General features: G+C 68.0%; 18 protein-coding genes. 10 read left to right on the forward strand and 8 right to left on the reverse strand.

Annotated features, from left to right (window positions below):
• Positions 1-113 precede the first annotated feature (113 nt).
• Positions 114-563, reverse strand: coding sequence for a 3-dehydroquinate dehydratase (locus tag QMX81_RS15465; RefSeq protein ID WP_282262775.1), 450 nt, complete (start codon positions 561-563; stop codon positions 114-116).
• Positions 564-566: 3 nt separating this feature from the next.
• Positions 567-977: a hypothetical protein gene (locus tag QMX81_RS15470; RefSeq protein WP_282262777.1), complete on the reverse strand. Its 411-nt coding sequence runs from the start codon at positions 975-977 to the stop codon at positions 567-569.
• A gap of 179 nt (positions 978-1,156) precedes the next feature.
• On the opposite strand from QMX81_RS15470, the gene lepB reads away from it, so the two are divergent.
• Both lepB and QMX81_RS15480 read left to right on the forward strand, forming a co-directional pair.
• A complete protein-coding gene (gene lepB, locus QMX81_RS15475) occupies positions 1,157-1,789 on the forward strand; it encodes a signal peptidase I (protein WP_282262779.1) in 633 nt (210 codons plus the stop codon).
• Positions 1,790-1,921: 132 nt separating this feature from the next.
• The gene (locus QMX81_RS15480; RefSeq protein WP_282262781.1) at positions 1,922-3,196 is read left to right on the forward strand and encodes an MFS transporter; all 1,275 of its coding nucleotides are present in this window, start codon (positions 1,922-1,924) and stop codon (positions 3,194-3,196) included.
• Here the strand turns inward: QMX81_RS15480 and QMX81_RS15485 are convergent.
• Together QMX81_RS15485 and QMX81_RS15490 are read right to left on the reverse strand one after the other, a co-directional pair.
• Positions 3,186-4,088: a LysR substrate-binding domain-containing protein gene (locus tag QMX81_RS15485; RefSeq protein ID WP_282262783.1), complete on the reverse strand. Its 903-nt coding sequence runs from the start codon at positions 4,086-4,088 to the stop codon at positions 3,186-3,188. The two genes, QMX81_RS15480 and QMX81_RS15485, sit on opposite strands and share 11 nt — an antisense overlap.
• A 9-nt stretch (positions 4,089-4,097) precedes the next feature.
• Entirely contained in the window at positions 4,098-5,063 is a 966-nt protein-coding gene (locus QMX81_RS15490) for a LysR substrate-binding domain-containing protein (protein WP_121044373.1), read from the reverse strand.
• Between the two features lie 108 nt (positions 5,064-5,171).
• Between QMX81_RS15490 and aceB the strand changes: the two genes are divergently transcribed.
• The 4 genes from aceB (at position 5,172) to QMX81_RS15510 (ending at position 11,932) form a co-directional block, all read left to right on the forward strand.
• Positions 5,172-6,818, forward strand: a complete 1,647-nt coding sequence (gene aceB, locus QMX81_RS15495; RefSeq protein WP_282262788.1) for a malate synthase A — start codon at positions 5,172-5,174, stop codon at positions 6,816-6,818.
• A gap of 48 nt (positions 6,819-6,866) precedes the next feature.
• A complete protein-coding gene (gene aceA, locus QMX81_RS15500; RefSeq protein ID WP_121044367.1) occupies positions 6,867-8,159 on the forward strand; it encodes an isocitrate lyase in 1,293 nt (430 codons plus the stop codon).
• A 223-nt stretch (positions 8,160-8,382) separates the two neighbouring features.
• Positions 8,383-9,429, forward strand: coding sequence for a GGDEF domain-containing protein (locus tag QMX81_RS15505; RefSeq protein ID WP_282262790.1), 1,047 nt, complete (start codon positions 8,383-8,385; stop codon positions 9,427-9,429).
• Positions 9,430-9,442: 13 nt separating this feature from the next.
• Complete coding sequence (locus QMX81_RS15510) at positions 9,443-11,932, forward strand: putative peptide modification system cyclase (RefSeq protein WP_282262791.1); 2,490 nt, start codon at positions 9,443-9,445, stop codon at positions 11,930-11,932.
• 10 nt (positions 11,933-11,942) lie between these two features.
• Here the strand turns inward: QMX81_RS15510 and QMX81_RS15515 are convergent, their stop codons facing one another.
• On the reverse strand, positions 11,943-12,251 hold the full coding sequence (locus tag QMX81_RS15515) for an NHLP-related RiPP peptide (protein WP_282262793.1): 309 nt from the start codon (positions 12,249-12,251) through the stop codon (positions 11,943-11,945).
• Positions 12,252-12,363: 112 nt separating this feature from the next.
• Between QMX81_RS15515 and QMX81_RS15520 the strand changes: the two genes are divergently transcribed.
• The gene (locus tag QMX81_RS15520; protein ID WP_336619093.1) at positions 12,364-13,632 is read left to right on the forward strand and encodes a putative peptide maturation dehydrogenase; all 1,269 of its coding nucleotides are present in this window, start codon (positions 12,364-12,366) and stop codon (positions 13,630-13,632) included.
• 1 nt (position 13,633) lies between these two features.
• On the opposite strand, the gene QMX81_RS15525 is transcribed toward QMX81_RS15520, so the two are convergent.
• The 3 genes from QMX81_RS15525 to QMX81_RS15535 are packed head-to-tail and all read right to left on the reverse strand — an operon-like array spanning position 13,634 to position 18,456.
• A complete protein-coding gene (locus tag QMX81_RS15525) occupies positions 13,634-15,616 on the reverse strand; it encodes an acetyl/propionyl/methylcrotonyl-CoA carboxylase subunit alpha (protein WP_282262795.1) in 1,983 nt (660 codons plus the stop codon).
• A 55-nt stretch (positions 15,617-15,671) separates the two neighbouring features.
• On the reverse strand, positions 15,672-17,282 hold the full coding sequence (locus QMX81_RS15530) for a carboxyl transferase domain-containing protein (protein ID WP_152154434.1): 1,611 nt from the start codon (positions 17,280-17,282) through the stop codon (positions 15,672-15,674).
• A gap of 10 nt (positions 17,283-17,292) precedes the next feature.
• A complete protein-coding gene (locus QMX81_RS15535; RefSeq protein WP_102788830.1) occupies positions 17,293-18,456 on the reverse strand; it encodes an isovaleryl-CoA dehydrogenase in 1,164 nt (387 codons plus the stop codon).
• 146 nt (positions 18,457-18,602) lie between these two features.
• Between QMX81_RS15535 and QMX81_RS15540 the strand changes: the two genes are divergently transcribed.
• From QMX81_RS15540 to QMX81_RS15550, 3 genes are all read left to right on the forward strand, one after another.
• A complete protein-coding gene (locus QMX81_RS15540; RefSeq protein ID WP_121044348.1) occupies positions 18,603-19,208 on the forward strand; it encodes a TetR/AcrR family transcriptional regulator in 606 nt (201 codons plus the stop codon).
• Positions 19,209-19,322: 114 nt separating this feature from the next.
• Entirely contained in the window at positions 19,323-19,841 is a 519-nt protein-coding gene (locus QMX81_RS15545) for a c-type cytochrome (RefSeq protein WP_070474313.1), read from the forward strand.
• A 94-nt stretch (positions 19,842-19,935) separates the two neighbouring features.
• A complete protein-coding gene (locus QMX81_RS15550; RefSeq protein ID WP_282262803.1) occupies positions 19,936-21,381 on the forward strand; it encodes an ExeM/NucH family extracellular endonuclease in 1,446 nt (481 codons plus the stop codon).
• The last annotated feature ends 129 nt before the right edge of the window (positions 21,382-21,510 follow it).

The following is a 21,510-nucleotide window of genomic DNA, read 5'->3' on the forward strand; positions in this document are numbered from 1 at the left end:
CCTATGCCCTTTCCGGCGAATGTCCTCCGGCGTCGGCCTGCGGCCGCCCCCTCCCCCTTTATTTCGCCTCCAAGGGCATAGGCGCCCAGCGCCCGCCCCACCGACCCCGCGCATCACGTCCCCACGTGCACGCCCTCGGCGATCTCACTGCACCCCAGGTGATCCAGCGCGATCTCCAGCGCGTGCATGTAACTCTGCGCGCAGTACCCGCGGGCCACGCCGATGCGCTGGCCCACATGCGCTGGCAGGCATGCCTCCGGGGCGCGCGCATCGTCGTCGTGCACTTCCACATAGGCGTTGTGCAGATGCGGCAGCAGGCGCTGCAGGCGCGCGCTGGCCACGCACGCACCCGGATCGAGCAGGGTGACTTCGCCGCGGCTGTGATCGGCCACGCGCAGGGCATCCAGCAGTTCCTGCTCCGAGCCACACGCGCGGATCGCCACCGTGGTGCCCGCATCGATCGCGCGATGCACCAGGGATTTCAGAACGAGTGCCGGTAGCGGCTGCGCGGTACGGATCAGTTGCCCGGCCGCTTCCGGCCCCCGGATGATGAAGATCGACATGGCTCAGCCCTCCACGGCCTGCAGGCGATGGGCGGCGATCGCCAACGACAGGCGACACGCATCCTGGCGGCCGCTGCTGCACACCACCCGCGCGGCCGGGGCATGCTGCGGATGCAGGTGCTCGTCCAGCGCATCGTCGTCGTTGCTGGCCATCTCGATGTACGGCACCGGCAGGTCCTCCAGCGCGGTGCGCAGTGCCTGGCCGTAGCGCGCCCACTGCGGCGCATCGACCGCCGCGGTGGCAATCAGGACCAGCGCCGGGCGGCTGCGCTGGGCACGCTGCAGGCAGCGCATCAGGGCCGGTAGGGAGTCGCAGTCGCGGCAGGCCAGGCGGTGCCCGGCGACCCGCGCAGGCAGCGGCGACGCGTCCGGCACGGCGTTCGACGGTGTGTGCCGGATCAGCAGGATGGTCATGGAACGTCTCTTCGAAGCGCCCTGCGGCGCGGTGTCGCCACGATGCGGCCGCGCCCCGTAAAACCGCGATGCCGACCGGGCGGCCCCTGCGTAAACAGTGCGTAGCTTTTTCAGCGGGGGGGCAGGGAACTTGCCCGCCGTCCGTCCGGTCACAGCCACACACTTCCTGGAGCGCCCGTATGGACACCCCCGCCGCCGCCTCTGCCCCCACCGACCATCGCCTGCTGCGCTGGCTGAAGAAGGAAGCCCTGCCGTTGCTGGTGATGCTCGGCCTGCTCGCTGCGGCGCGCGACACCTTGGCCAATCACTACCAGGTGCCCAGCGGCTCGATGCAGCACACGCTGATGCCGGGTGACCGGGTGGTGGTGGACATGCGTGCCTACGGCGTGCGCCTGCCGTTCACCTCGGTGGAGCTGCTGCACACCGGTCAGCCACAGCGCGGTGACGTGGCGGTGTTCGATTCACCGCAGGACGGCACCCGGCTGATCAAGCGCATCGCGGCGGTCGGCGGGGATCGGGTCGAGCTGCACGACGGTCACCTGAGCATCAACGGCCATCCGCTGGCCCAGGCCGGGGTCGGTGAGATCGAAGACTTCGGCCAGCATCTGGCCCAGCTGGATCTGGGCCAAGGGGGTGGACCGGACATCACTGGGCTGACCGTCCCGACGGGCGAGGTGCTGATGCTCGGCGACCACCGCGGCAACAGTGCCGACGGACGTTTCTTCGGCCTGGTCCAGGCCAGCGCGCTGTACGGCAAGGCCTCGCATGTCTACTACCGGCGCGGCGAAGGCCTGACCTGGCAGGCGCTGTAACCGCGCCCGCGATCTGAATCGATATCTGCAACATCTCGATTCAGACCTATCAGGTTATGGATCGACCTACCGACGCTGCCTATCCTGAGCGCTGACTCCTCGCTCCGGCCCGTCTACGCGGGCCTTACCGGCATGAATGGCGACACCGCAGCGGTCCCCGACCGCAGCCCCCCGACCACCACCGCAGCGCCGGCCGGGGACCAGATCCAGCAGGGCACCCCGGCCTTCCGGCGCACGGCGGCCGCGCTGTTCCTGGCCGGCTTCTCCACCTTCGGGCTGCTCTACACGGTGCAGCCGCTGCTGCCCGAATTCAGTCGCCACTTCGGTGTCTCCGCAGCCAACAGTGCGCTGACCCTGTCGCTGACCACCGGTCTGCTGGCGGTCTCGATGCTGATGGCGGGATTGATCTCCGACCGCATCGGGCGCCGCAGCGTGATGGTCGCCGCGCTCCTGGCCTCCAGCGTGTTGTCCGTCGCCACCGCGATGGTGGATGACTGGACCACGCTGCTGGTGTTGCGCACGCTGCTCGGCATCGCGCTCAGTGGCGTCCCGGCGGTGGGCATGACCTACCTCGCCGAGGAAATGGACAGCCGCGCGCTGGGCCTGGCGATGGGCCTGTACATCGGCGGCAACGCGATCGGCGGCATGAGCGGCCGTCTCATCGCGGGCATCGTGGCCGACCATTGGGGCTGGCGCTGGGGCATTGGCGTGGTCTCGTTGATCGCGCTGCTCAGTACCGTGCTGCTATGGATCCAGCTGCCGCCGTCACGCCACTTCCAGAGCAGTCGCGGGGGACTGCGCGAACTGCCTTCGCGCTGGCGCAGGCTGTTCGGCGATCCCGGGTTGCCGTGGTTGTTCGCCACCGCGTTCGTGCTGATGGGCGTGTTCGTCACCCTCTACAACTATCTCGGCTTCCACCTGCTGGCGCCGCCGTATGGCCTCAGCCAGACCGTGGTTGGCCTGATCTTCAGCGTGTACCTGGTCGGCACCTTCAGCTCGGCGTGGATGGGGCAGCAGGCCAATCGCCATGGCCGCAGCCGCGTGCTGGCGATCTGCTATGGACTGATCGCGCTGGGCATCGTGCTGCTGGCGATGCCGTGGCTGGGCTGCATGGCCGCAGGTATCGCCTTGGTGACGTTCGGCTTCTTTGGCGGCCACTCGGTGGCCAGCAGCTGGGTCGGCAGCCGCGCCGGTGCGATGCGCGCCGAAGCGTCCGCCCTGTATCTGTTTGCCTACTACCTGGGCTCCAGCGTGGCCGGGGTGCTTGGCGGCGTGTTCTACACCCATTGGGACTGGCTGGGCGTGTGCGGTTTCGTGGGGGTACTGACCGTGGCCGGTGGCGTGATCGCCTGGCGTCTGGGCCAGCGCGTGCAACCGGCCACCACCGCGCTCGCGCTCAGCCGCTGACCCCCTGCAGCAGCCGGGTGAAGTGCCCGATCAACGGCGACGCCGCACCACGCCGGCAGGCCACGTGCACTTCCGAACTGGCGGCACGATCGCTGAGTGCGACGAAGCGCGCCCCGTCCACCTGGATATGGCTGCACGAGGCGGGTAGCACCGTTACCCCCAACCCTGAGGCCGCCAGGCTGATCAACGTCGAGGCTTCCCCGGCTTCCTGCACGATGCGCGGCGTGAAGCCGGCGCCCCGGCACAACGCGATGAAGTGATCGTGGATGCCCGCACCGACCTCGCGCAGGAACCCGACGAACGGCTCATGCGCGAACAGCCGCAGCGCCACCGCCGCATCGGCGGGCAGCTCACGCACCAGCGGATGCTGGCCGTGCACCACCAGCGCCAGCGGATCACTGAACAGTTTGCGTGACATCAGCGGCGCGGGCAGGGCACGTTTGCGGATCAACCCGACATCCAGTTCGCCGGCCATCAGCGCATCTATCTGCTGCAGGGTGTTCATCTCGCGCAGCTTCAACTGCACCTGCGGGAACTGCTGGCGGTAAGCGAAGATCGCGCGCGGAATCTGCGTGGACAGTGGCGTGGCCCGGGTCAGCCCGATGCGCAGCTCGCCGGTTTCCCCGCGCTGCGCGCGCTGGGTCAGATCGATCGCGGTCTCCACCCGGGCCAGCACCTCGCGCGCTTGTTCCTGCAGCACGCGCCCGGCATCGGTGAGTTCCACGCGACGGTTCGCGCGCAGGAACAACCGCGCGCCGAGCAGCGTTTCCAGCTGACGGATCTGCTGGCTGAGCGGCGGCTGCGACATCCCCAGCCGCTCGGCCGCGCGGCCGAAGTGCAGCGTCTCGGCGACGGCCAGGAAGTAGCGCAGGTGGCGGAGTTCGATGGACATGGGCGTGTGTCAGCGCTCGGAATGACCACTTTCATCATAGCTGCGCGGACTGAACAGATCCGGCTGGATCAGCTCGATGAACGCCCGCGCCTGCGGTGACAGAAACCGCCCGCGCCGCACGATCACCCCATAACTGCGCTCCGGGAACCACGCACTCATCGAGCGCGTCACCAGCTTCTCGCGGTCGGCATCGTGGAGGCAGAGCGCCGGCACAATGGAGATGCCCATGCCCATCGCCACGTACTGCTTGATCACTTCCCAGCCGCCTACTTCCAGCGCCACGGTGTAGGGCAGTCGATGCCGTTGGAAGACCTGGTCCACCAGCCGGTAGGTGATCTGGCGTTTGGGCGGCAGCACCAGCGGGTACTGCGAGATCGCCTCCAGGCTCAGTTCGCCATGCGCCAGCGGATGATCGGGCGGGGCGATCAGCACCTGCTCGAAGCGGTAGGCCGGGGCGTAGCTGAGGTCGGCCGGCACGTCGGTCATCGAGCCCACCGCCAGGTCCGCCGCATCGCTGCGCAGCAGGTCGGTACCGTCGGCGCTGATCGCGTTGTGCAGGGTCAGGCGGACATCCGGGTGGCGCTGGCGGAAGCGCTCCACGATGCGCGGCAGCAGGTACAGGATGGTCGAGCTGTTGGCCGCGATGTTGAGCTCGCCGGCATCCAGCCCCTTCACCTTGTCACGGAAGCTGGCCTCCAGCCCGTCCAGGTTCTCCACCAGCGGCAGCGCCATCTCATACAGCAGCTGGCCTTCACGGCTGGGCACCAGGCGGCGCCCGCTGCGCTCGAACAGGTTGACCCCGAGTTCGCGCTCCAGCGCCTGCAACTGCTGGCTGATGGCCGGCTGGCTGACGAACAAAGCCTCAGCAGCCCGTGAGACTGAGCCGAGGCGGACGGTCTGGCAGAACGCCCGGAGCGGCTTGAGCCGATCGGATTTGTAGGAAAACCGGGGACTTGGCGTGCGGGGCGTGGTCATGACGTCATGAGTATAAGCACACCTTATGTAAGCCATTGCAATAACTGCTTTGTCAAATATCGGCGCGGCGGCGCACGGTGGAGATCAACCGCACCGCAGGAGTCCGCCATGTCCGCCGTCGCTTACGCCACCGCCCAGCCCACCCCCGCCGATGCACCGGCCACCCCCGGCATTGCCCTCACCACCCAGCTGGCCGGCCAGTCCGCGCTGCTGCCGGCGGGGGTACTGGCGCTGTTGGTGTCGCTGCACCGGGCGGTGGAGCCGGAGCGTCAGCGCCGGCTGCAGGCACGGGTCGCGCGCCAGGCCTTCTTCGATGGCGGCGGCCTGCCGGACTTCCGTGCCGATACCGCGGAGATCCGCGCCGGCGACTGGCACGTCGCCCCGCTGCCGGAGGCGCTGCAGGACCGCCGGGTGGAGATCACCGGCCCGACCGACCCGAAGATGGTCATCAACGCGCTGAACTCCGGCGCCAAGGTGTTCATGGCCGACTTCGAGGATTCCACCGCCCCGGCCTGGCGCAACCTGCTGGCCGGCCAGCAGGCACTCATCGGCGCGGTGCGTGGCGATCTGACCCACACCGGGCCGTCCGTCGATGGGAAGCCGGGCAAGCAGTACACGCTGCGACCGTTCAACGAGCAGGCCGTGCTGATCGTGCGCCCACGGGGCTGGCACCTGGATGAAAAGCACGTGCGCATCGATGGCCAGCCGATCGCCGGTGGCCTGTTCGATGCGGCGGTCTTCGCCTTCCACAATGCCCGCACGCTGATGTGCAGGCAGCGTGGCCCGTACTTCTACCTGCCCAAGCTGCAGAGCATGGAAGAGGCGGCGCTGTGGGAGACCGCGCTGTCGCACATCGAGGGCATGCTCGGCCTGCCGCATGGGCAGATCAAGGTCACCGTGCTGATCGAAACGCTGCCGGCGGTGTTCGAGATGGACGAGATCCTGCATGCGCTGCGCGATCGCATCGTCGGCCTGAACTGTGGCCGCTGGGATTACATTTTTTCCTACATCAAGACCTTCCGCCGCCACCCCGACAAGGTGCTGCCCGAGCGCGGCCAGGTGACGATGACCCAGCCGTTCCTGAAGGCCTATTCGGAGCTGCTGATCCGCACCTGCCACCGCCGCGGCGCACATGCGATGGGCGGCATGGCCGCGCAGATTCCGATCAACCACGACGCGGCCGCCAACGAGCAGGCGATGGCGCGGGTGCGGGCGGACAAGCTGCGCGAAGTCACCGCCGGCCATGACGGCACCTGGGTCGCCCACCCCGCGCTGATCCCGGTCGCGCAGGCGATCTTCGACGAACACATGCCCGGGCCGAACCAGCACCGCGTGCTGCGCAACGATGTGCAGGTGGCCCGCGATGACCTGATCGCCGCGCCCACCGGCACCATCACCCGCGCCGGTTTCGAGGGCAACGTGGAGGTCTGCGTGCGCTACCTGGCCGCCTGGCTGGACGGCAACGGCTGCGTGCCGATCCACCACCTGATGGAGGACGCGGCCACCGCCGAGATCAGCCGCAGCCAGCTGTGGCAGTGGCTGCATACCCCCGGCCAGCACCTGGACGACGGCACCGCCATCGACCTGGCCCTGCTCGACGCCACCCTGGCCCAGCTGCCTGCGCGGCTGGGTGACACCACCGCGCTGCCGGGCAGCGCCCGCATCCCCGAGTCCATCGCGCTGCTGGCCGCGCTCAGCCGCCGCGAGGAGCTCACCGACTTCCTGACCCTGCCCGCCTACGACCGTCTCGACTGACCGCCATCCACCTGCTGTTACCGCATCCGTTCCCTTTGGAGATTCGACATGAGCACCCTGCAGACCGCCGAACAGATCCAGCACGCTTGGAACACCGACCCGCGCTGGGCCGGGATCACCCGCAACTACACCGCCGCCGATGTGGTGCGCCTGCGTGGCACCGTGCACGTGGAGCACTCGCTGGCGCGGCTGGGCGCGGAGAAGCTGTGGACATACCTGCAGGAAAAGGACTTCGTCAACGCGCTCGGCGCGCTGACCGGCAACCAGGCCATGCAGCAGGTCAAGGCCGGCCTGAACGCGATCTACCTGTCTGGCTGGCAGGTCGCCGCCGATGCCAACCTGGCCGGCCAGATGTACCCGGACCAGTCGCTGTACCCGGCCGACTCGGTGCCGGCGGTGGTCAAGCGCATCAACAACACCCTGCTGCGCGCCGATCAGCTGCACCATGCCGAAGGCAAGGATGACATCGACTTCCTGCAGCCGATCGTGGCCGATGCCGAAGCCGGTTTCGGCGGCGTGCTCAACGCCTTCGAACTGATGAAGGCGATGATCGAGGCCGGCGCGGCGGGCGTGCACTTCGAGGATCAGCTGGCCTCGGTGAAGAAGTGCGGGCACATGGGCGGCAAGGTGCTGGTGCCGACCCGCGAGGCGATCGAAAAGCTCAACGCCGCCCGCCTGGCCGCCGACGTGATGGGCGTGCCGACCCTGCTGGTGGCGCGTACCGATGCCGAGGCCGCCGACCTGCTGACCAGCGATGTGGATGGCAACGACCAGCCGTTCACCACCGGCGAGCGCACCGTGGAAGGCTTCTACAAGACCCGCAACGGCCTGGAGCAGGCGATCAGCCGCGGCCTGGCCTATGCGCCCTATGCGGACCTGATCTGGTGCGAGACCGGCAAGCCGGACCTGGAGTTCGCGCGCAAGTTCGCCGAAGCGATCCACGCCAAATTCCCGGGCAAGCTGCTGGCCTACAACTGCTCGCCCAGCTTCAACTGGAAGAAGAACCTGGACGACGCCACCATCGCGACCTTCCAGAAGGAGATCGCCAAATACGGCTACAAGTTCCAGTTCATCACCCTGGCCGGCTTCCACGCCCTGAACTACTCGATGTTCAACCTGGCCCACGGCTATGCCCGCCGCCAGATGAGTGCCTTCGTGGAGTTGCAGGAGGCCGAGTTCGCCGCGGCCGACCGGGGCTTCACCGCGGTCAAGCATCAGCGTGAGGTCGGCACCGGCTACTTCGACGCGGTGACCCAGGCGATCCAGCAGGGCCAGTCCTCGACCACCGCCCTGACCGGGTCCACCGAGGAAGAGCAGTTCAACGCCGAACGCGCGGCCTGACCCGGCAAGGGCGGCCAGGGAAGGCCATCAGGGCGGCCGGTCGGGGGACCTGCCGCCCTGTGTCGTCTCCGGACCCGGCTCTTCACATCGTCACACGCGGTAGAACGCGCGTGTTTTCACGATCTTGGGGGGTAAAAGTCGGAAATGGGATAGGGCGCACAGTTTTGAGGAGTGCTATCCTCCTTCGCTCACCAGGGGGACGCTGGAAAGCGGGTGTTCGGAAATGACCGGCAAGGGTGCGGCGGCGATCATGTGCGAACAGGAACCAGACATCGACCGCAAGGCGATGGCTGAGATCGTGCACGCCATCCTGAGCAACGGCGAGTCCGCATTGTTCTCCCAATTCGGCCGGAAACGCAAGCTGCCCTCAGGCACCCATCTGTTCCATCGCGGCCACGCCGGCAGCACGATGTACGTGATCGTCAGCGGCTGCATCGAACTGGACTTCGGCGAAGACCTCGTCGTGAAGTCGCTCGGTCCCAATGAATTCTTCGGCGAGCTGGGCCTGCTGATCGGCGACCACCAGCGCACGGCCGGCGCGCGTGCGGTCGAGGACAGTATCGTGCTGGAACTGGACCACGACGATTTCCAGCGTCTGGTCGACCGCGACCCTGGTCTGCTGGCCTACTTCCTGCGCCGCACGATCATGCGGGTGGTGAGCAACGAGCAGGTGTTGATCCGCCAGCTGCGCCGCCGCAACCACGATCTCGAAACCGCGCTGGACAACCTCTACGTCACCACTCACCAGCTCACCCACACCCGCGAGCTGGTGCGCACCGACGAGCTGACCGGCCTGCACAACCGGCGTGGCCTCGCGCTCTACCTGCAGGACTGCCGTGCGCAGGAAAACAGCGCGCCTCAGGGCCTGCTGCTGATCGACTGCGACCAGTTCAAGCAGGTCAACGATGTGCACGGCCACCAGGCCGGCGACCGCGTGCTGCAGAGCGTGGCCAACATCCTGCGCTCGGTGGCCACCGAGCCGGACGTGGCCTGCCGGCTGGGCGGCGACGAATTCTGCCTGCTGCTGCGCAGCGCCGACCAGGACAGCCTGCAGCACGCCGCCGAGTTCATTCTCAGCGCGGTGCATGGCCTGATCGGCCGTGCGCATGGCGTGCCGCATGTGTGCCCGGTCAGCATCGGGGTCTGTCTGATCGACCCGCAGACCGACTGGAGCGAGTGGTACGCCCGCGCCGACAATGCGCTGTACCAGGCCAAACGGCTGGGCGGCAACCGATTGCACTGGTCGCGATCAGCGACCGCCACACCCTGATCGGGAGATCGGCATGAACGGCGACAACGGAACGTCGACCCAGGCCCCGCAGATGCGGGCGCTGCTGTTCACCGATCTGTGCGACTCGTTGATCCTGGTCGAGCGCATCGGCGATGCGGCGGCGGCCGAGCTGTTCCAGGCGCATGACCGGCTGGTGCTGGTGTTGCAGCAACAGTGGAATGGTCGCCTGATCGATCGTTCCGATGGCCTGCTGCTGTTGTTCGAGCGCGCCATCGATGGTCTCGGCTTTGCGCTGGATTACCAGCGCGGCCTGATGGAGATCGGCAAGCAGCGTGACATCGTGCTGCGCGCCCGCGCGGGCCTGCACGTCGGCGAAGTGCTGACCTGGGAAAACAGCCCCGAGGCGATCAAGGTTGGGGCCAAATCGCTGGAGGTCGAGGGCCTGGCCAAGCCGATGGCCGCGCGCCTGATGGCCCTTGCCCGGCCCGGGCAGATCCTGCTCTCGGCCGTGGCCGAATCGCTGACCCATCGCGCGGTGGGCGAGCTGCGGGAGCGTGGCGAGCGACTGGTGTGGAAATCGCACGGCGGCTGGCGGTTCAAGGGCATGCCCGGTCGCCAGGACATCCATGAGGTGGGCGAGCGGGAGTTTGCGCCGCTGCGTGCCCCACGCGGCAGCCCCAAGGCCCGTCGTGCCGTGCCGCTGTGGCGCCGGCCGATGACACTGCTGGCCGAGGTGGCATTGGTGGCAGGCATGGTCTTCGGCACCTGGGCCTTTCTACGCCCGACGCCGGCCATTGCCTTCGGCGAACGTGACTGGGTGGTACTGGGCAACCTCCATAACCTGACCGGCAATGCACTGCTGGACGACAGTCTTCAACAGGCGTTCCGCATTTCTCTGGAGCAGTCGCGTTACGTCAATGTGCTCAGCGACATGAAGGTGCAGGAAACGCTGGAGCGGATGCGTCGCGAAGGTGGAGCGCTGGACCGCGACGCGGCGATCGAGGTCGCGCTGCGTGAGGGTGCCAGAGCCGTGATCGTACCCACCGTGGCCGAAGTGCATGGGCGGCTGCGTGTTTCACTGGAACTGATCGATCCCAACACCGGCAATACGGCGTGGTCCGACCATGCCGATGGCCGCGGCATGGAATCCCTGCTGGGATCCACCGATGACGTCGTGGCTCAGATGCGCGCCGAGCTCGGCGAGGCCATGCATGACATCTCGCGGGACTCGATGCCCCTGCCCAAGGTGGCGACGGCCAGCCTGGATGCGCTGCATGCCTACGCGATGGGCGTCAAAGCATACGGCGATGGACGCTATGACGACGCGCAGCGGTTTTTCGGGCAGGCGGTGCGTTTCGATCCGGACTTCGCGTTCGCCTACCTGGCACAGCTGCGCATCCAGTGGGGCCGGGGCAATCCCGAAGGGGCCCGGCAATCGCTGGCCGCGGCAAAACGCGCTGCCGGTCGCTTGTCAGGGCGGGATCGGCTGTACATGGACGCCTGGGATGCCGATCTCAACGGCGCCGGAACACTCGCCACGGCCGAAAAGTGGAAGCTCTTGGGCGATCTCTATCCCGATTACCACGGCGCCCATGCCAACTACGCCTGGTCCATGCTGAGCGTGGGGCGGTATAGCGAGTCCGAGCAGGCTGCACGCAAGGCCGCTGTCGCACAGAACCCGTTGCAGGCCATGGCGTTGCAGGCGCTCGGTCGCGCCGAGCTGGCGCAGAATCACGCCGATGCGGCACTGCGCAGCTATCGTCAATCCGCACGGATCGGTCAATGGTCAGTGAACCGCCACATGGTCGCCGCGCTCGCCGCTCATGGCGACCTGGTGGGCGCCCAGCGCATGCTTGCCGCCGCTCGGGAGGATGATCTTGCCATGCACCTGGAGGGCACCGCCGTCGCGCTGGACGCGGGCGAGCCGGCGGCGGCACTGCGGGCCAATGCAGGTGCGCTGCGCCACTGCGGTGACAACGCGCGGATCTGCGGAATGTTCCAGGCGCAGTCGCTTTCGCTGGCCAGCATTGCCGTGCGAAAGGCCGGCGCACACGAATATGAGCAGCTTATCGCCACCATGATCGCGCAGGCGGCCGATCCTGCGGCAGGTGAGCGGGGAGAGTGGCTGTACATGGCCGCTGCCTCGGCCTATCTCGCGCAACGCGCCGAGCTCTATGACGTGGCACGTCGCCAGTTGCCGCATCTGCAGCGACTTGCCAAGGCACTGGATGACCCGCGTGGAACGCAGATGGTGGCGGTGCTGGTGGCCAACCAGGATCGCGTGGATGGCCGGGCTGCGCAATCGGTGCAGCGTTTGCGCGCGCTCATCGACGGCAGCGAGTTGTTCCAGGTCCACGTCGCCCTGCAGGACAGCCTGGTGGCCGCCGGGGACCAGGTGGCTGCCGCCGCCGAGCAACGCTGGCTGGCGACACAACGCGGCAGGGCCTACGCGGAAAACGCCGGTTCCTATCTCCTGCAGGCGCTGAATGTCCATGACAGCCGGGCCGCGCAACGACGTCTGGACGCGACGTCGTTGCAGTAACCGCCAGACCTCAGGGCTGCGGCTTGCGCTGCAGTTGTGAGTCGATGTCACCGCTGACGAAACAGTGCGGGAAGCTGAAGGAGCTGGTGGCGGTCAGGTGGGCAAGCAGGCGCGTGCGAGCGGCCTGGAATTCTTCCTTGCTGGCCAGCGGACCGCCTGATTCGCAGTCGCACGATCCCGCGCCCGCCTCGGCGCTGATGGTCGCCAGCGCGGCAGCGGGATCGGCCTGGAACAGGGTACGGAACGCATCGTCGCTGCTGAGCAGATCCAGCAGCTGTACGGCATCGTTGGAGGAAAGCGGCGGAGAAGTGCTGGTCATGTGGGATGTCTCGGAGATAGCGGAGGGAAGGAGGAGGCGTACGCGCAGGCCGGGGTGTGACGTTACAGCCGCGATCGATAGCGGCCGGCGCGTGAAGCGCTTGAGTCGCCCGATGATCATCGGCCTTCATCTTTGGCGATCCCGGCCGACACACTGGAACACGCGATGCTTCCCTTTCTGGCTGCCCATGCACGATACCCTCCACCTGCGCCGATGCCGCACCCTCTACCTCGAGCCCCGACAGCAGACCTCCTTCGATCTGCGCGCGCTGGTATCCGGTGGTACGGGCATGACCCTGCGCAGTGTCTGGACGGCGCTGGCACCGCACCTGCCGGCGCCGGTCGAGCTCAATGAGTCACAGGTGCTGCTGCTGGGACGTCTCGACCCGGAGCGATGGGAGCCACGGCCCGCCGGGGAAGATGACAGCGATCTGCGCTACCTGCTGGCGCATGGGCTGGTCCAGGCACAGGGAGCAGATCGCGACGCGTTGGCTGAACGTGAAGCGCAGCTGCGGCAGGTGCCGTGGTGGGGACCTGCCGCGATGCTCCATTGGCAGGGCCGCTGGCAGGGCCAGGACAGCGTGAAAGCCCTGGAATCGGCGGGACTGCACACAGCGGCGGGGCTGCGTGCACACCTTGGGCCGCCACCGCCCGCGTTGGCTCCCCACGCAGGAGAACCTCGCCGCCTGCCACGCCAGCCCGAGGAAGCGTTCGACCGCAGCCTGCGCGAGCGCAGCACCTGCCGCAACTTCGATACGGCGCAGCCACTGCCGCTGGCCGAGCTATCACGACTGCTGCAGCGCACCCTGGCTGAAACAGGACGGCAGGTGGTCGAAGAAGACGCGGTGTTTCTCAAAAAGAACGTACCGTCCGCCGGGGGCCTGCATCCCACCGAAGCGTATCTGCTGGTGCAGCATGTCGAGGGCCTCCAGGCGGGTCTGTATCACTACGATCCTGCCTCGCACGGCGTGTCCGCCCTGCCTTCCGATGCGCGGTCCATGGCAGAGCTGGCGGTGTTGTTCACCGCCGGCCAACACTGGTTTGCCGATGCGCCGGTGCTGATCGTGCTGGCCCCCCGGTTCGCGCGCACCTACTGGAAGTACCGCCACCATCCCAAGGCCTACCGCGCGGTGATCCTGGATGTTGGCCACATCTCGCAGCTGCTGCTGACCTGCGCGACCGAACAGGGCCTGGGGGCCTTTGTTACGGCCGCGATCAACGAACAGGATATCGAGCAGGTGCTCGACATGGATCCCATGCAGCTCAGCCCGCTCGCCGTGTGTGGCGTAGGCTGGCGGGCACAGCAGATGTCGACCTCTGAGTTCGACCCCGGCGGCCAGGTGTGGACGCCGGTACTCACTGCCGAGCCGCCAACCGGGTGACTCACCCCGCCTCGAAATCCACCAGCACGGCCCCATCACCCACCTGATCCCCGGCTTTGACCCGGTAACCCTGCACGGTGCCATCGGCCGGTGCCTGCAGCGTGTGCTCCATCTTCATCGCTTCCAGCACCAGCAGCGGCGCGCCGCGTTTGACCGCCGTGCCCGGTGACACGAGTGTGGCCACGATACGGCCCGGCATCGGCGCGACCAGGCTGCCGGCATCGGCGACGGACTGGTCCGCTTCGCTGACCGGATCATGCAGGGTGAAGCGCTGCACGCCCTCGCTGCCGAACAGGTACAGCTCATTGCCGTCGCGGATGACGGTGGCGCGATGCAGCTGCTCGCCGATCTGCACGCGCAGCGCATCACCGGCCAGGCGGCCGCTGCCCTGCAGCGCGTTGCCATCCATGTGGACGGTCCACTGTCCGCCCGCGCCCTGCACGGCCACGCTGCGCTGTGCACCCCGGTGCTCCAGCGTCAGCGCGCGTGCGGCGGCCGCACCAAGGCGCCAGCCATCCTGGGCCTGCCACGGCGAGTGCGGGTCACGCGCATCACGGCTGGCGGCTTCGCTGGTGGCCACGCCGGCAATCGCGGCCAGCGCCCACAGCGCCGGATCACTGTCGTCGTCGTTGGGGGCCAGTGCGGCCTGCTCGCGCTCGATCAGCGCGGTGTCCAGCTTGGCCTGGGTAAACGAATCGGTCATCACCAGCCGGCGCAGGAAGGCGGCATTGGTGGTCACGCCGACCACTTCGCACTCGGCCAGCGCCTGCTGCATGCGGCGCAGCGCGGCGTCGCGGTCGACATCCCAGACGATCAGCTTGGCGATCATCGGGTCGTAGAACGGGGTGATCGCGTCGCCCTGTTCCACACCGGCATCCACGCGCACGTGCGCGGTGTTGGCCGGCAGGCGCAGGTGGCGCAGGGTGCCGGTGGAGGGCAGGAAACCGCGGTCGGCGTCTTCGGCGTACAGGCGGGCTTCCAGTGCGTGCCCGCGGATCTGCAGTTGATCCTGCTGCAGCGGCAGCGGTTCACCGCTGGCCACGCGCAGCTGCCATTCCACCAGGTCGGTGCCGGTGATGCACTCGGTGACCGGGTGCTCCACCTGCAGGCGGGTGTTCATTTCCATGAAGTAGAAATCGCCATCCGGGCCGGCGATGAACTCCACCGTGCCCGCGCCGACGTAGTTGACCGCGCGCGCGGCATCGACGGCCGCCTTGCCCATCGCGGCGCGGCGCTCGGGCGTCATGCCGGGCGCAGGCGCTTCTTCGAGCACCTTCTGATGGCGGCGCTGCACCGAGCAGTCGCGCTCGAACAGGTACACCACGTTGCCGTGGCTGTCGCCGAACACCTGGATCTCGATGTGGCGCGGACGCTCCACATACTTCTCGACCAGCACGTGTGCGTTGCCGAACGCGGACTGCGCTTCACGCTGGCAGCTGGCCAGCGCCTCGGTGAAGGTCGCGCTGTCATCCACGCGGCGCATGCCCTTGCCACCGCCGCCGGCGCTGGCCTTGATCAACACCGGGTAGCCGATGCTGTCGGCCTGCTTGCGCAGGAACTCGGGGATCTGCTCGTCGCCGTGGTAGCCCGGGGTCAGCGGCACGCCGGCCTGCTGCATCAGCGCCTTGGCCGCGCTCTTGTCGCCCATCGCGCGGATTGCCGCCGCAGAGGGGCCGATGAACACGATGCCGGCCTCGGCGCAGGCCTGCGCGAAACCGGCATTCTCCGAGAGGAAGCCGTAGCCGGGATGGATCGCCTGCGCGCCGGTGCGGCGGGCGGCCTCCAGGATGGCATCGCCGCGCAGGTAGCTCTCGCGCGCCGGCGCCGGGCCGATCGCGATGGCCTCGTCGGCCAGGCGCACGTGGCGCGCGTGGCGGTCGGCGTCGGAGTACACCGCCACGGTGGCGATGCCCAGGCGTTGGCAGGTAGCGATGACGCGGCAGGCGATTTCGCCACGGTTGGCGATCAGGATCTTGGTGAACATGGTGGTCTCGTTGCGCGGGCCAAGGGCGGCGGTGCCAGGCGGCACCGCCCGTGCATTACATGCGGAACACGCCGAAGTCGGTCTTCTTCGCCGGGGCGTTGAGGCTGGCCGACAGCGCCAGGCCCAGCACACGACGGGTGTCGGCCGGATCGATCACGCCGTCATCCCAGAGGCGGGCGCTGGCGTAGTACGGGTGGCCCTGCGATTCGAACTGCGCGCGGATCGGCGACTTGAAGCCGTCTTCTTCCTCGGCCGACCACTGCCCGCCCTTGGCTTCGATGCCATCGCGTTTGACCGTGGCCAGCACGCTGGCGGCCTGCTCGCCGCCCATCACGCCGATGCGCGCGTTCGGCCACATCCACAGGAAGTTGGGTGAGTAGGCGCGGCCGCACATGCCGTAGTTGCCGGCACCGAACGAGCCGCCGATCACCACGGTGAACTTGGGCACCTTGGCGCAGGCCACGGCCATGACCAGCTTGGCCCCGTCCTTGGCGATGCCGCCGTGCTCGTACTTGCGGCCAACCATGAAGCCGGTGATGTTCTGCAGGAACACCAGCGGAATGCCGCGCTGCGTGCACAGTTCGATGAAGTGCGCGCCCTTCAGCGCGGACTCGGAGAACAGGATGCCGTTGTTGGCGATGATGCCCACCGGGTAGCCGTGCAGGTGCGCGAAGCCGGTGACCAGGGTGTTGCCGTAGCGCGGCTTGAACTCATCAAAGCGCGAATCGTCGACCAGGCGCAGGATCACTTCGCGCACGTCGTAGGGCTTGCGCGTGTCGGCCGGGATCACGCCATACAGCTCGTGGGCCGGATGCCGCGGTTCCACCGGGGCCTGCACCGCCAGCGCCGGCTCGGGCTTGCGCCAGTTGAGCTGGGCGATGATCGCGCGGACCCGGCCCAGCGCCTGCAGGTCGTTGTCGGCCATGTGGTCGGCCACGCCGGAGATGCGCGTGTGCACATCGGCACCGCCCAGTTCTTCGGCGGTGACCACTTCACCGGTGGCCGCTTTCACCAGCGGCGGGCCGCCGAGGAAGATGGTGCCCTGCTCGCGCACGATCACCGTTTCATCGCTCATCGCCGGCACGTAGGCGCCACCGGCGGTGCAGCTGCCCATCACGCAGGCGATCTGCGGGATGCCCTGCGCGGACAGGTTGGCCTGGTTGTAGAAAATCCGGCCGAAATGGTCGCGGTCCGGGAACACCTCATCCTGCAACGGCAGGAACGCACCGCCCGAATCCACCAGGTAGATGCAGGGCAGGCGGTTCTGTTCGGCCACTTCCTGCGCGCGCAGGTGCTTCTTGACCGTCATCGGGTAGTAGGTGCCACCCTTGACCGTGGCATCGTTGGCCACGATCACGCATTCCACGCCCGAGACCCGGCCGATGCCGGCAACCACGCCGGCGCTGGGGATCGGGTCGCCATACATGCCGTGCGCGGCCAGCGGGGCGATTTCCAGGAAGGCGCTGCCCGGGTCGAGCAGGGCATCGATGCGGTCACGCACCAGCAGCTTGCCGCGTGCGGTGTGCTTGGCGCGCGCCGCTTCGCTGCCGCCCAGCGCGGTCTGCGCCAGGGTAGCGCGCAGGTCGTCGACCACCGCCTGCAGCGCGGCGCGGTTGGCCTCGAAGGTGTCGCTGCCCGGTTGCAGCTGGGTGCTCAATACGGTCATGGCAGGGCCCTTACTTGGTGCGCTGGAACAGTTCGCGGCCGATCAGCATGCGGCGGATCTCCGAGGTGCCGGCGCCGATTTCATACAGCTTGGCATCGCGCCACAACCGTCCGGTCGGGTACTCGTTGATATAGCCGTTGCCGCCCAGGATCTGGATCGCCTGGCCGGTCAGCCAGGTGGCCTTCTCGGCCGAATACAGGATCGCGCCGGCTGCGTCCTGGCGCGTGGTGCGGCCCTGGTCGCAGGCGCGTGCCACCGCGTAGACATAGGCACGGCAGGCGTTGAGGCCCACATACATGTCGGCCAGCTTGGCCTGGATCAGCTGGAAGGTGCCGATCGCCTCGCCGAACTGCTTGCGCTCGTGCACGTACGGCATCACCACATCCATCGCGGCCGCCATCAGCCCGAGCGGGCCGCCGGAAAGCACCACGCGCTCATAGTCCAGACCGGACATCAGCACCTTGACGCCACCGCCGACCACGCCAAGCACGTTGGCTTCGGGCACTTCGCAATCCTGGAAGACCAGCTCGCAGGTGTTGGAGCCGCGCATGCCGAGCTTGTCCAGCTTCTGCGCCGTGGAGAAGCCCTTCATGCCCTTTTCGATCAGGAACGCGGTGATGCCCTTGGCGCCGCCATCCGGATCGGTCTTGGCATAGACCACCAGCACATCGGCATCCGGGCCGTTGGTGATCCACATCTTGTTGCCGTTGAGCACGTAGTGATCACCGCGCTTGTCCGCGCGCAGCTTCATCGACACCACGTCCGAGCCGGCGCCCGGTTCGCTCATCGCCAGCGCGCCGACCAGCTCGCCGCTGCACAGGCCGGGCAGGTAGCGCTTTTTCTGCTCTTCGTTGCCGTTCTTGCGCAGCTGGTTCACGCACAGGTTCGAGTGCGCACCGTAGGACAACGCGATGGCACCGGAGGCGCGCGAGATCTCTTCCATCGCCACCACATGCGCGAGGTAGCCCATGCCGCTGCCGCCGTATTCCTCTTCCACGGTCAGGCCGAGCAGGCCCTGCTCGCCAAGCTTGCGCCACAGCGCATTGGGGAACAGATTCTCTTCGTCGGCCTGGGCCGCCAGCGGGGCGATTTCAGCGGAGGCAAAATGGGCCACGCTCTGGCGCAGCAGGTCGATCTCTTCGCCGAGATCGAAGTTCATGGTCGGGACGTGCATGGGCGACTCCGCAACAACAAGGGATGGGACGCGCCGGGAGGGATGGACGGGCTGACAGGGCCGTCCCGCGGGCGATGTACCCCCAGCGTAGCCGGGTTCGACAAAGAAGTGAACACAAATTCAAAAATTGAACATAGAATCAACAAATGGCCTATAAACGCTCCGCCCTGATGGAAGAACGCCTTGCCGGCGCCCGTGAACGCATCCTGCTGGCGACCCGTGTGCTGGTGGCGGCCGGCGGCTACCGCAACGCCCCGGTGACCGCCGTGGCGGCCGAAGCCGGGGTCTCCACCGGCCTGATCTACCGGCACTTCCCCTCCAAGGCCGAACTGTTCGTGGAGGTGCTCACCGCCGCCGTCGAGCACGAGCTGCGCATCTTCGAGGCGATCGCGGCCGAGCCGCTGCCCGCGCCGGAGCGCCTGCGCCGGGCGATCACCGCCTTCGTGCGGCGCGCGCTGGCCGGGCCCGGGCTGGCCTATGCCTTCATCGCCGAGCCGGTGGATCCGGAAGTGGAGGCCGAGCGCATCCGTTGCCGCCGTCTGTTCGGCGATGTGTTCCGGCGCATCGTCGCCGATGGCGTGGAGGCAGGCACCTTCCCGCCGCAGGACACCCATGTCGCAGCGGCCTGCATCGTGGGGGCGTTCACCGAGGCGCTGGTCGGCCCGACCGCACTGAGCCGCGACGCGCACGGCGACGAAGATGCGCTGGTCGAGTCGATCTGTGTTTTCTGCCTGCGTGCCGCGGGCGCCTGAGCAGCGCCGATGCTGCATTGCGACACCCGGCGGTCGCTTGCGCAGCGCCGCCGACGCTGGTCATACTCGGCCGACAAGCCGTGGTCCAACGACTACCAGCCAGGGGTATAGAGAGTGCGGAATTACGACCTCGAGTTCCTGAAACGCTTTTCCATGGTCATCGCGCTGCTGATGGCCATCACACTCGGCCTCATCATCTTTGCGGCCTACCTGCATACCAGCATTCCCCCTGAAGTCTCGCCGATGGCGGCCAAACGTACCGAGCAGCGCATCGCGCCCGCCGGTGCGGTGTACGCCGGCAGCACCGGTGCCGCCGCGCAGGCCGCCGCCCATGCCGCCGCGCTGGTCAAAGCCGCCTCGCAGGTCGCCTACGGCGGTACCACCGACGGCAAGGTGATCTACGACAACCTCTGCACCGCCTGCCATACCAATGGCGTCGGCAAGGCGCCGACGCTGGATCACGGGCATTGGGATGCGCGCATTGCCCAGGGCAAGGACACGCTCTACAAGCACGCGGTGGAGGGCTATACCGGCCCGGACGGTGGCATCATGCCGCCCAAGGGCGGGAATCCGGCGCTGACCGAGGAGCAGATCCATGCCACGGTCGATTGGATGCTCGCCAACCTGAAATGACGGCTTTGCCGGATCAGGCCACCGACGCCGCCGAAGGGCGGCGTTTCACGTTATGTGGTTAGCCTTGTCGCACTTCCCTGGAGTCCCGCTTCCGATGCGCCGTACCCCCCTCGTGTTCGCTCTCGCGCTGGCGTTGTCCGGCGCGGTCCATGCCGCCCAGCCGCAGCCCGCCACCTCGCCGCAGGTGCGCCCGGCGCCGGCCACGTCGGCCACGGTCACCCTGACCGCGCCGCCGACCGACTGGCGCACGCTGGATGGCCAGCAGGTCCGTATCGCCGCGCCACTGACCCTGGCCGGTACCGATGGCCTGTCGCGTTTCGGTGAGTTGACCGTAGCCTTCGGCGGCCGCCTCTGGCAGCCGAGTGAGGTGGCCGCACCCGGCACCCCGGAGCACGCCCATGAGGTGGCCGACAACCTGCGTCGCCGGCTGGTGCTGGACGATGGCAGCGATGCCCGGGATCCCGGCCCGGTGGCCTACCTGCCGGCGGCGGCGAACCTGCGCACCGGCATGGTCCTGCGCAACGTGGAAGGCATCGTCCGCATCGATCCCAAAGGCAACGCCCGCCTGCAGGTGACCCGTCCCCTGAACCTGCCCGGGCTGGAGCGCCCGGCGGTACCGGTGGTGGCCGGTGCCCTGCACGTGGCGGCGTTCAACCTGGAGAACTTCTTCAATGGCGACGGTCAGGGCGGCGGTTACCCGACCCTGCGCGGCGCCCGCACCCTTGCCGAACACCAGGCGCAGAAAGCCAAGCTGGTCGCCACCATCAACGCGCTCGGTGCCGATGTCGCCGCGCTGATGGAACTGGAGAACGATGGCTACGGCCCGCAGTCGGCGATCGCTCAGCTGGTCGATGCGCTCAATGCGGACCGGGGCCAGGGTGCCGACTGGCGTTTCATCGACGCGAAGCAGGGCCCGGGTGACAACCCGATCCGGGTCGGCATCATCTACCGCGCCACGCGCGTGACCCCGGTCGGCGCCCCCGCCGTGCTGGAGAAGGAGCCCTTCGGCGAGCGCAGCCGCGTGCCGCTGGCGCAGGCCTTCCGCGCGGGCAAGGGCGCGCCGTTCGTGGTCGTGGCCAATCACTTCAAATCCAAGGGCTGCTCCGAAGCGACCGGTGCCGATGCCGATCAGAAGGACGGCCAGGCCTGCTGGAATGCCACCCGGGTCGCCTCGGCCACGCTGCTGGACCAGTGGCTGGCGACCGATCCCACCGGTGCGGGCACCCGCGATGCAGTGCTGCTGGGCGACTTCAACGCCTACGCGATGGAAGACCCGATCCGCACCCTGCACGCGGCCGGCTGGCGGGATGCGTTCGCAGTGGCGAAGGTCGAACGGCCTTACAGCTATGTCTACAACGGCATGACCGGCCGGTTGGACCATGCGTTGTTGAGCCCGGGCATGGCCAAACGCCTGCGCGCGGCGGCGGAGTGGCACATCAATGCCGATGAAGCCGACGATGTCGGCTACCGCGACCGCAACGAAGCGGGCCCGTGGCGCAGTTCGGACCACGATCCGCTGCTGCTGGGGTTTGATCGCTGATACCGCACGGGTGCGCCGGCACGCCGGTCTGCCCGGTCACCGTCGCATTGCCCAGGTAGTGGCGGCCGCGGGCCGGCCCCCCCGCAATAGGGTTGCCCCGGCCCCCAGCGCTCAACCCCCACGCCCCCC

This window comes from Stenotrophomonas sp. PS02301 (assembly GCF_029959485.1).
Taxonomy (GTDB): Bacteria; Pseudomonadota; Gammaproteobacteria; order Xanthomonadales; family Xanthomonadaceae; genus Stenotrophomonas; species Stenotrophomonas maltophilia_Z.

Coding starts and splice junctions, on each gene's coding strand:
- QMX81_RS15480 (WP_282262781.1), top strand. CDS start 1,922: ATGAATGGCGACACCGCAGCGGTCCCCGACCGCAGCCCCCCGACCACC.
- lepB (WP_282262779.1), top strand. CDS start 1,157: ATGGACACCCCCGCCGCCGCCTCTGCCCCCACCGACCATCGCCTGCTG.
- QMX81_RS15465 (WP_282262775.1), bottom strand. CDS start 563: ATGTCGATCTTCATCATCCGGGGGCCGGAAGCGGCCGGGCAACTGATC.
- QMX81_RS15470 (WP_282262777.1), bottom strand. CDS start 977: ATGACCATCCTGCTGATCCGGCACACACCGTCGAACGCCGTGCCGGAC.
- QMX81_RS15505 (WP_282262790.1), top strand. CDS start 8,383: ATGACCGGCAAGGGTGCGGCGGCGATCATGTGCGAACAGGAACCAGAC.
- QMX81_RS15520 (WP_336619093.1), top strand. CDS start 12,364: ATGATCATCGGCCTTCATCTTTGGCGATCCCGGCCGACACACTGGAAC.
- QMX81_RS15485 (WP_282262783.1), bottom strand. CDS start 4,088: ATGTCCATCGAACTCCGCCACCTGCGCTACTTCCTGGCCGTCGCCGAG.
- QMX81_RS15540 (WP_121044348.1), top strand. CDS start 18,603: ATGGCCTATAAACGCTCCGCCCTGATGGAAGAACGCCTTGCCGGCGCC.
- aceB (WP_282262788.1), top strand. CDS start 5,172: ATGTCCGCCGTCGCTTACGCCACCGCCCAGCCCACCCCCGCCGATGCA.
- QMX81_RS15515 (WP_282262793.1), bottom strand. CDS start 12,251: ATGACCAGCACTTCTCCGCCGCTTTCCTCCAACGATGCCGTACAGCTG.
- QMX81_RS15550 (WP_282262803.1), top strand. CDS start 19,936: ATGCGCCGTACCCCCCTCGTGTTCGCTCTCGCGCTGGCGTTGTCCGGC.
- QMX81_RS15490 (WP_121044373.1), bottom strand. CDS start 5,063: ATGACCACGCCCCGCACGCCAAGTCCCCGGTTTTCCTACAAATCCGAT.
- QMX81_RS15510 (WP_282262791.1), top strand. CDS start 9,443: ATGAACGGCGACAACGGAACGTCGACCCAGGCCCCGCAGATGCGGGCG.
- QMX81_RS15530 (WP_152154434.1), bottom strand. CDS start 17,282: ATGACCGTATTGAGCACCCAGCTGCAACCGGGCAGCGACACCTTCGAG.
- aceA (WP_121044367.1), top strand. CDS start 6,867: ATGAGCACCCTGCAGACCGCCGAACAGATCCAGCACGCTTGGAACACC.
- QMX81_RS15535 (WP_102788830.1), bottom strand. CDS start 18,456: ATGCACGTCCCGACCATGAACTTCGATCTCGGCGAAGAGATCGACCTG.
- QMX81_RS15525 (WP_282262795.1), bottom strand. CDS start 15,616: ATGTTCACCAAGATCCTGATCGCCAACCGTGGCGAAATCGCCTGCCGC.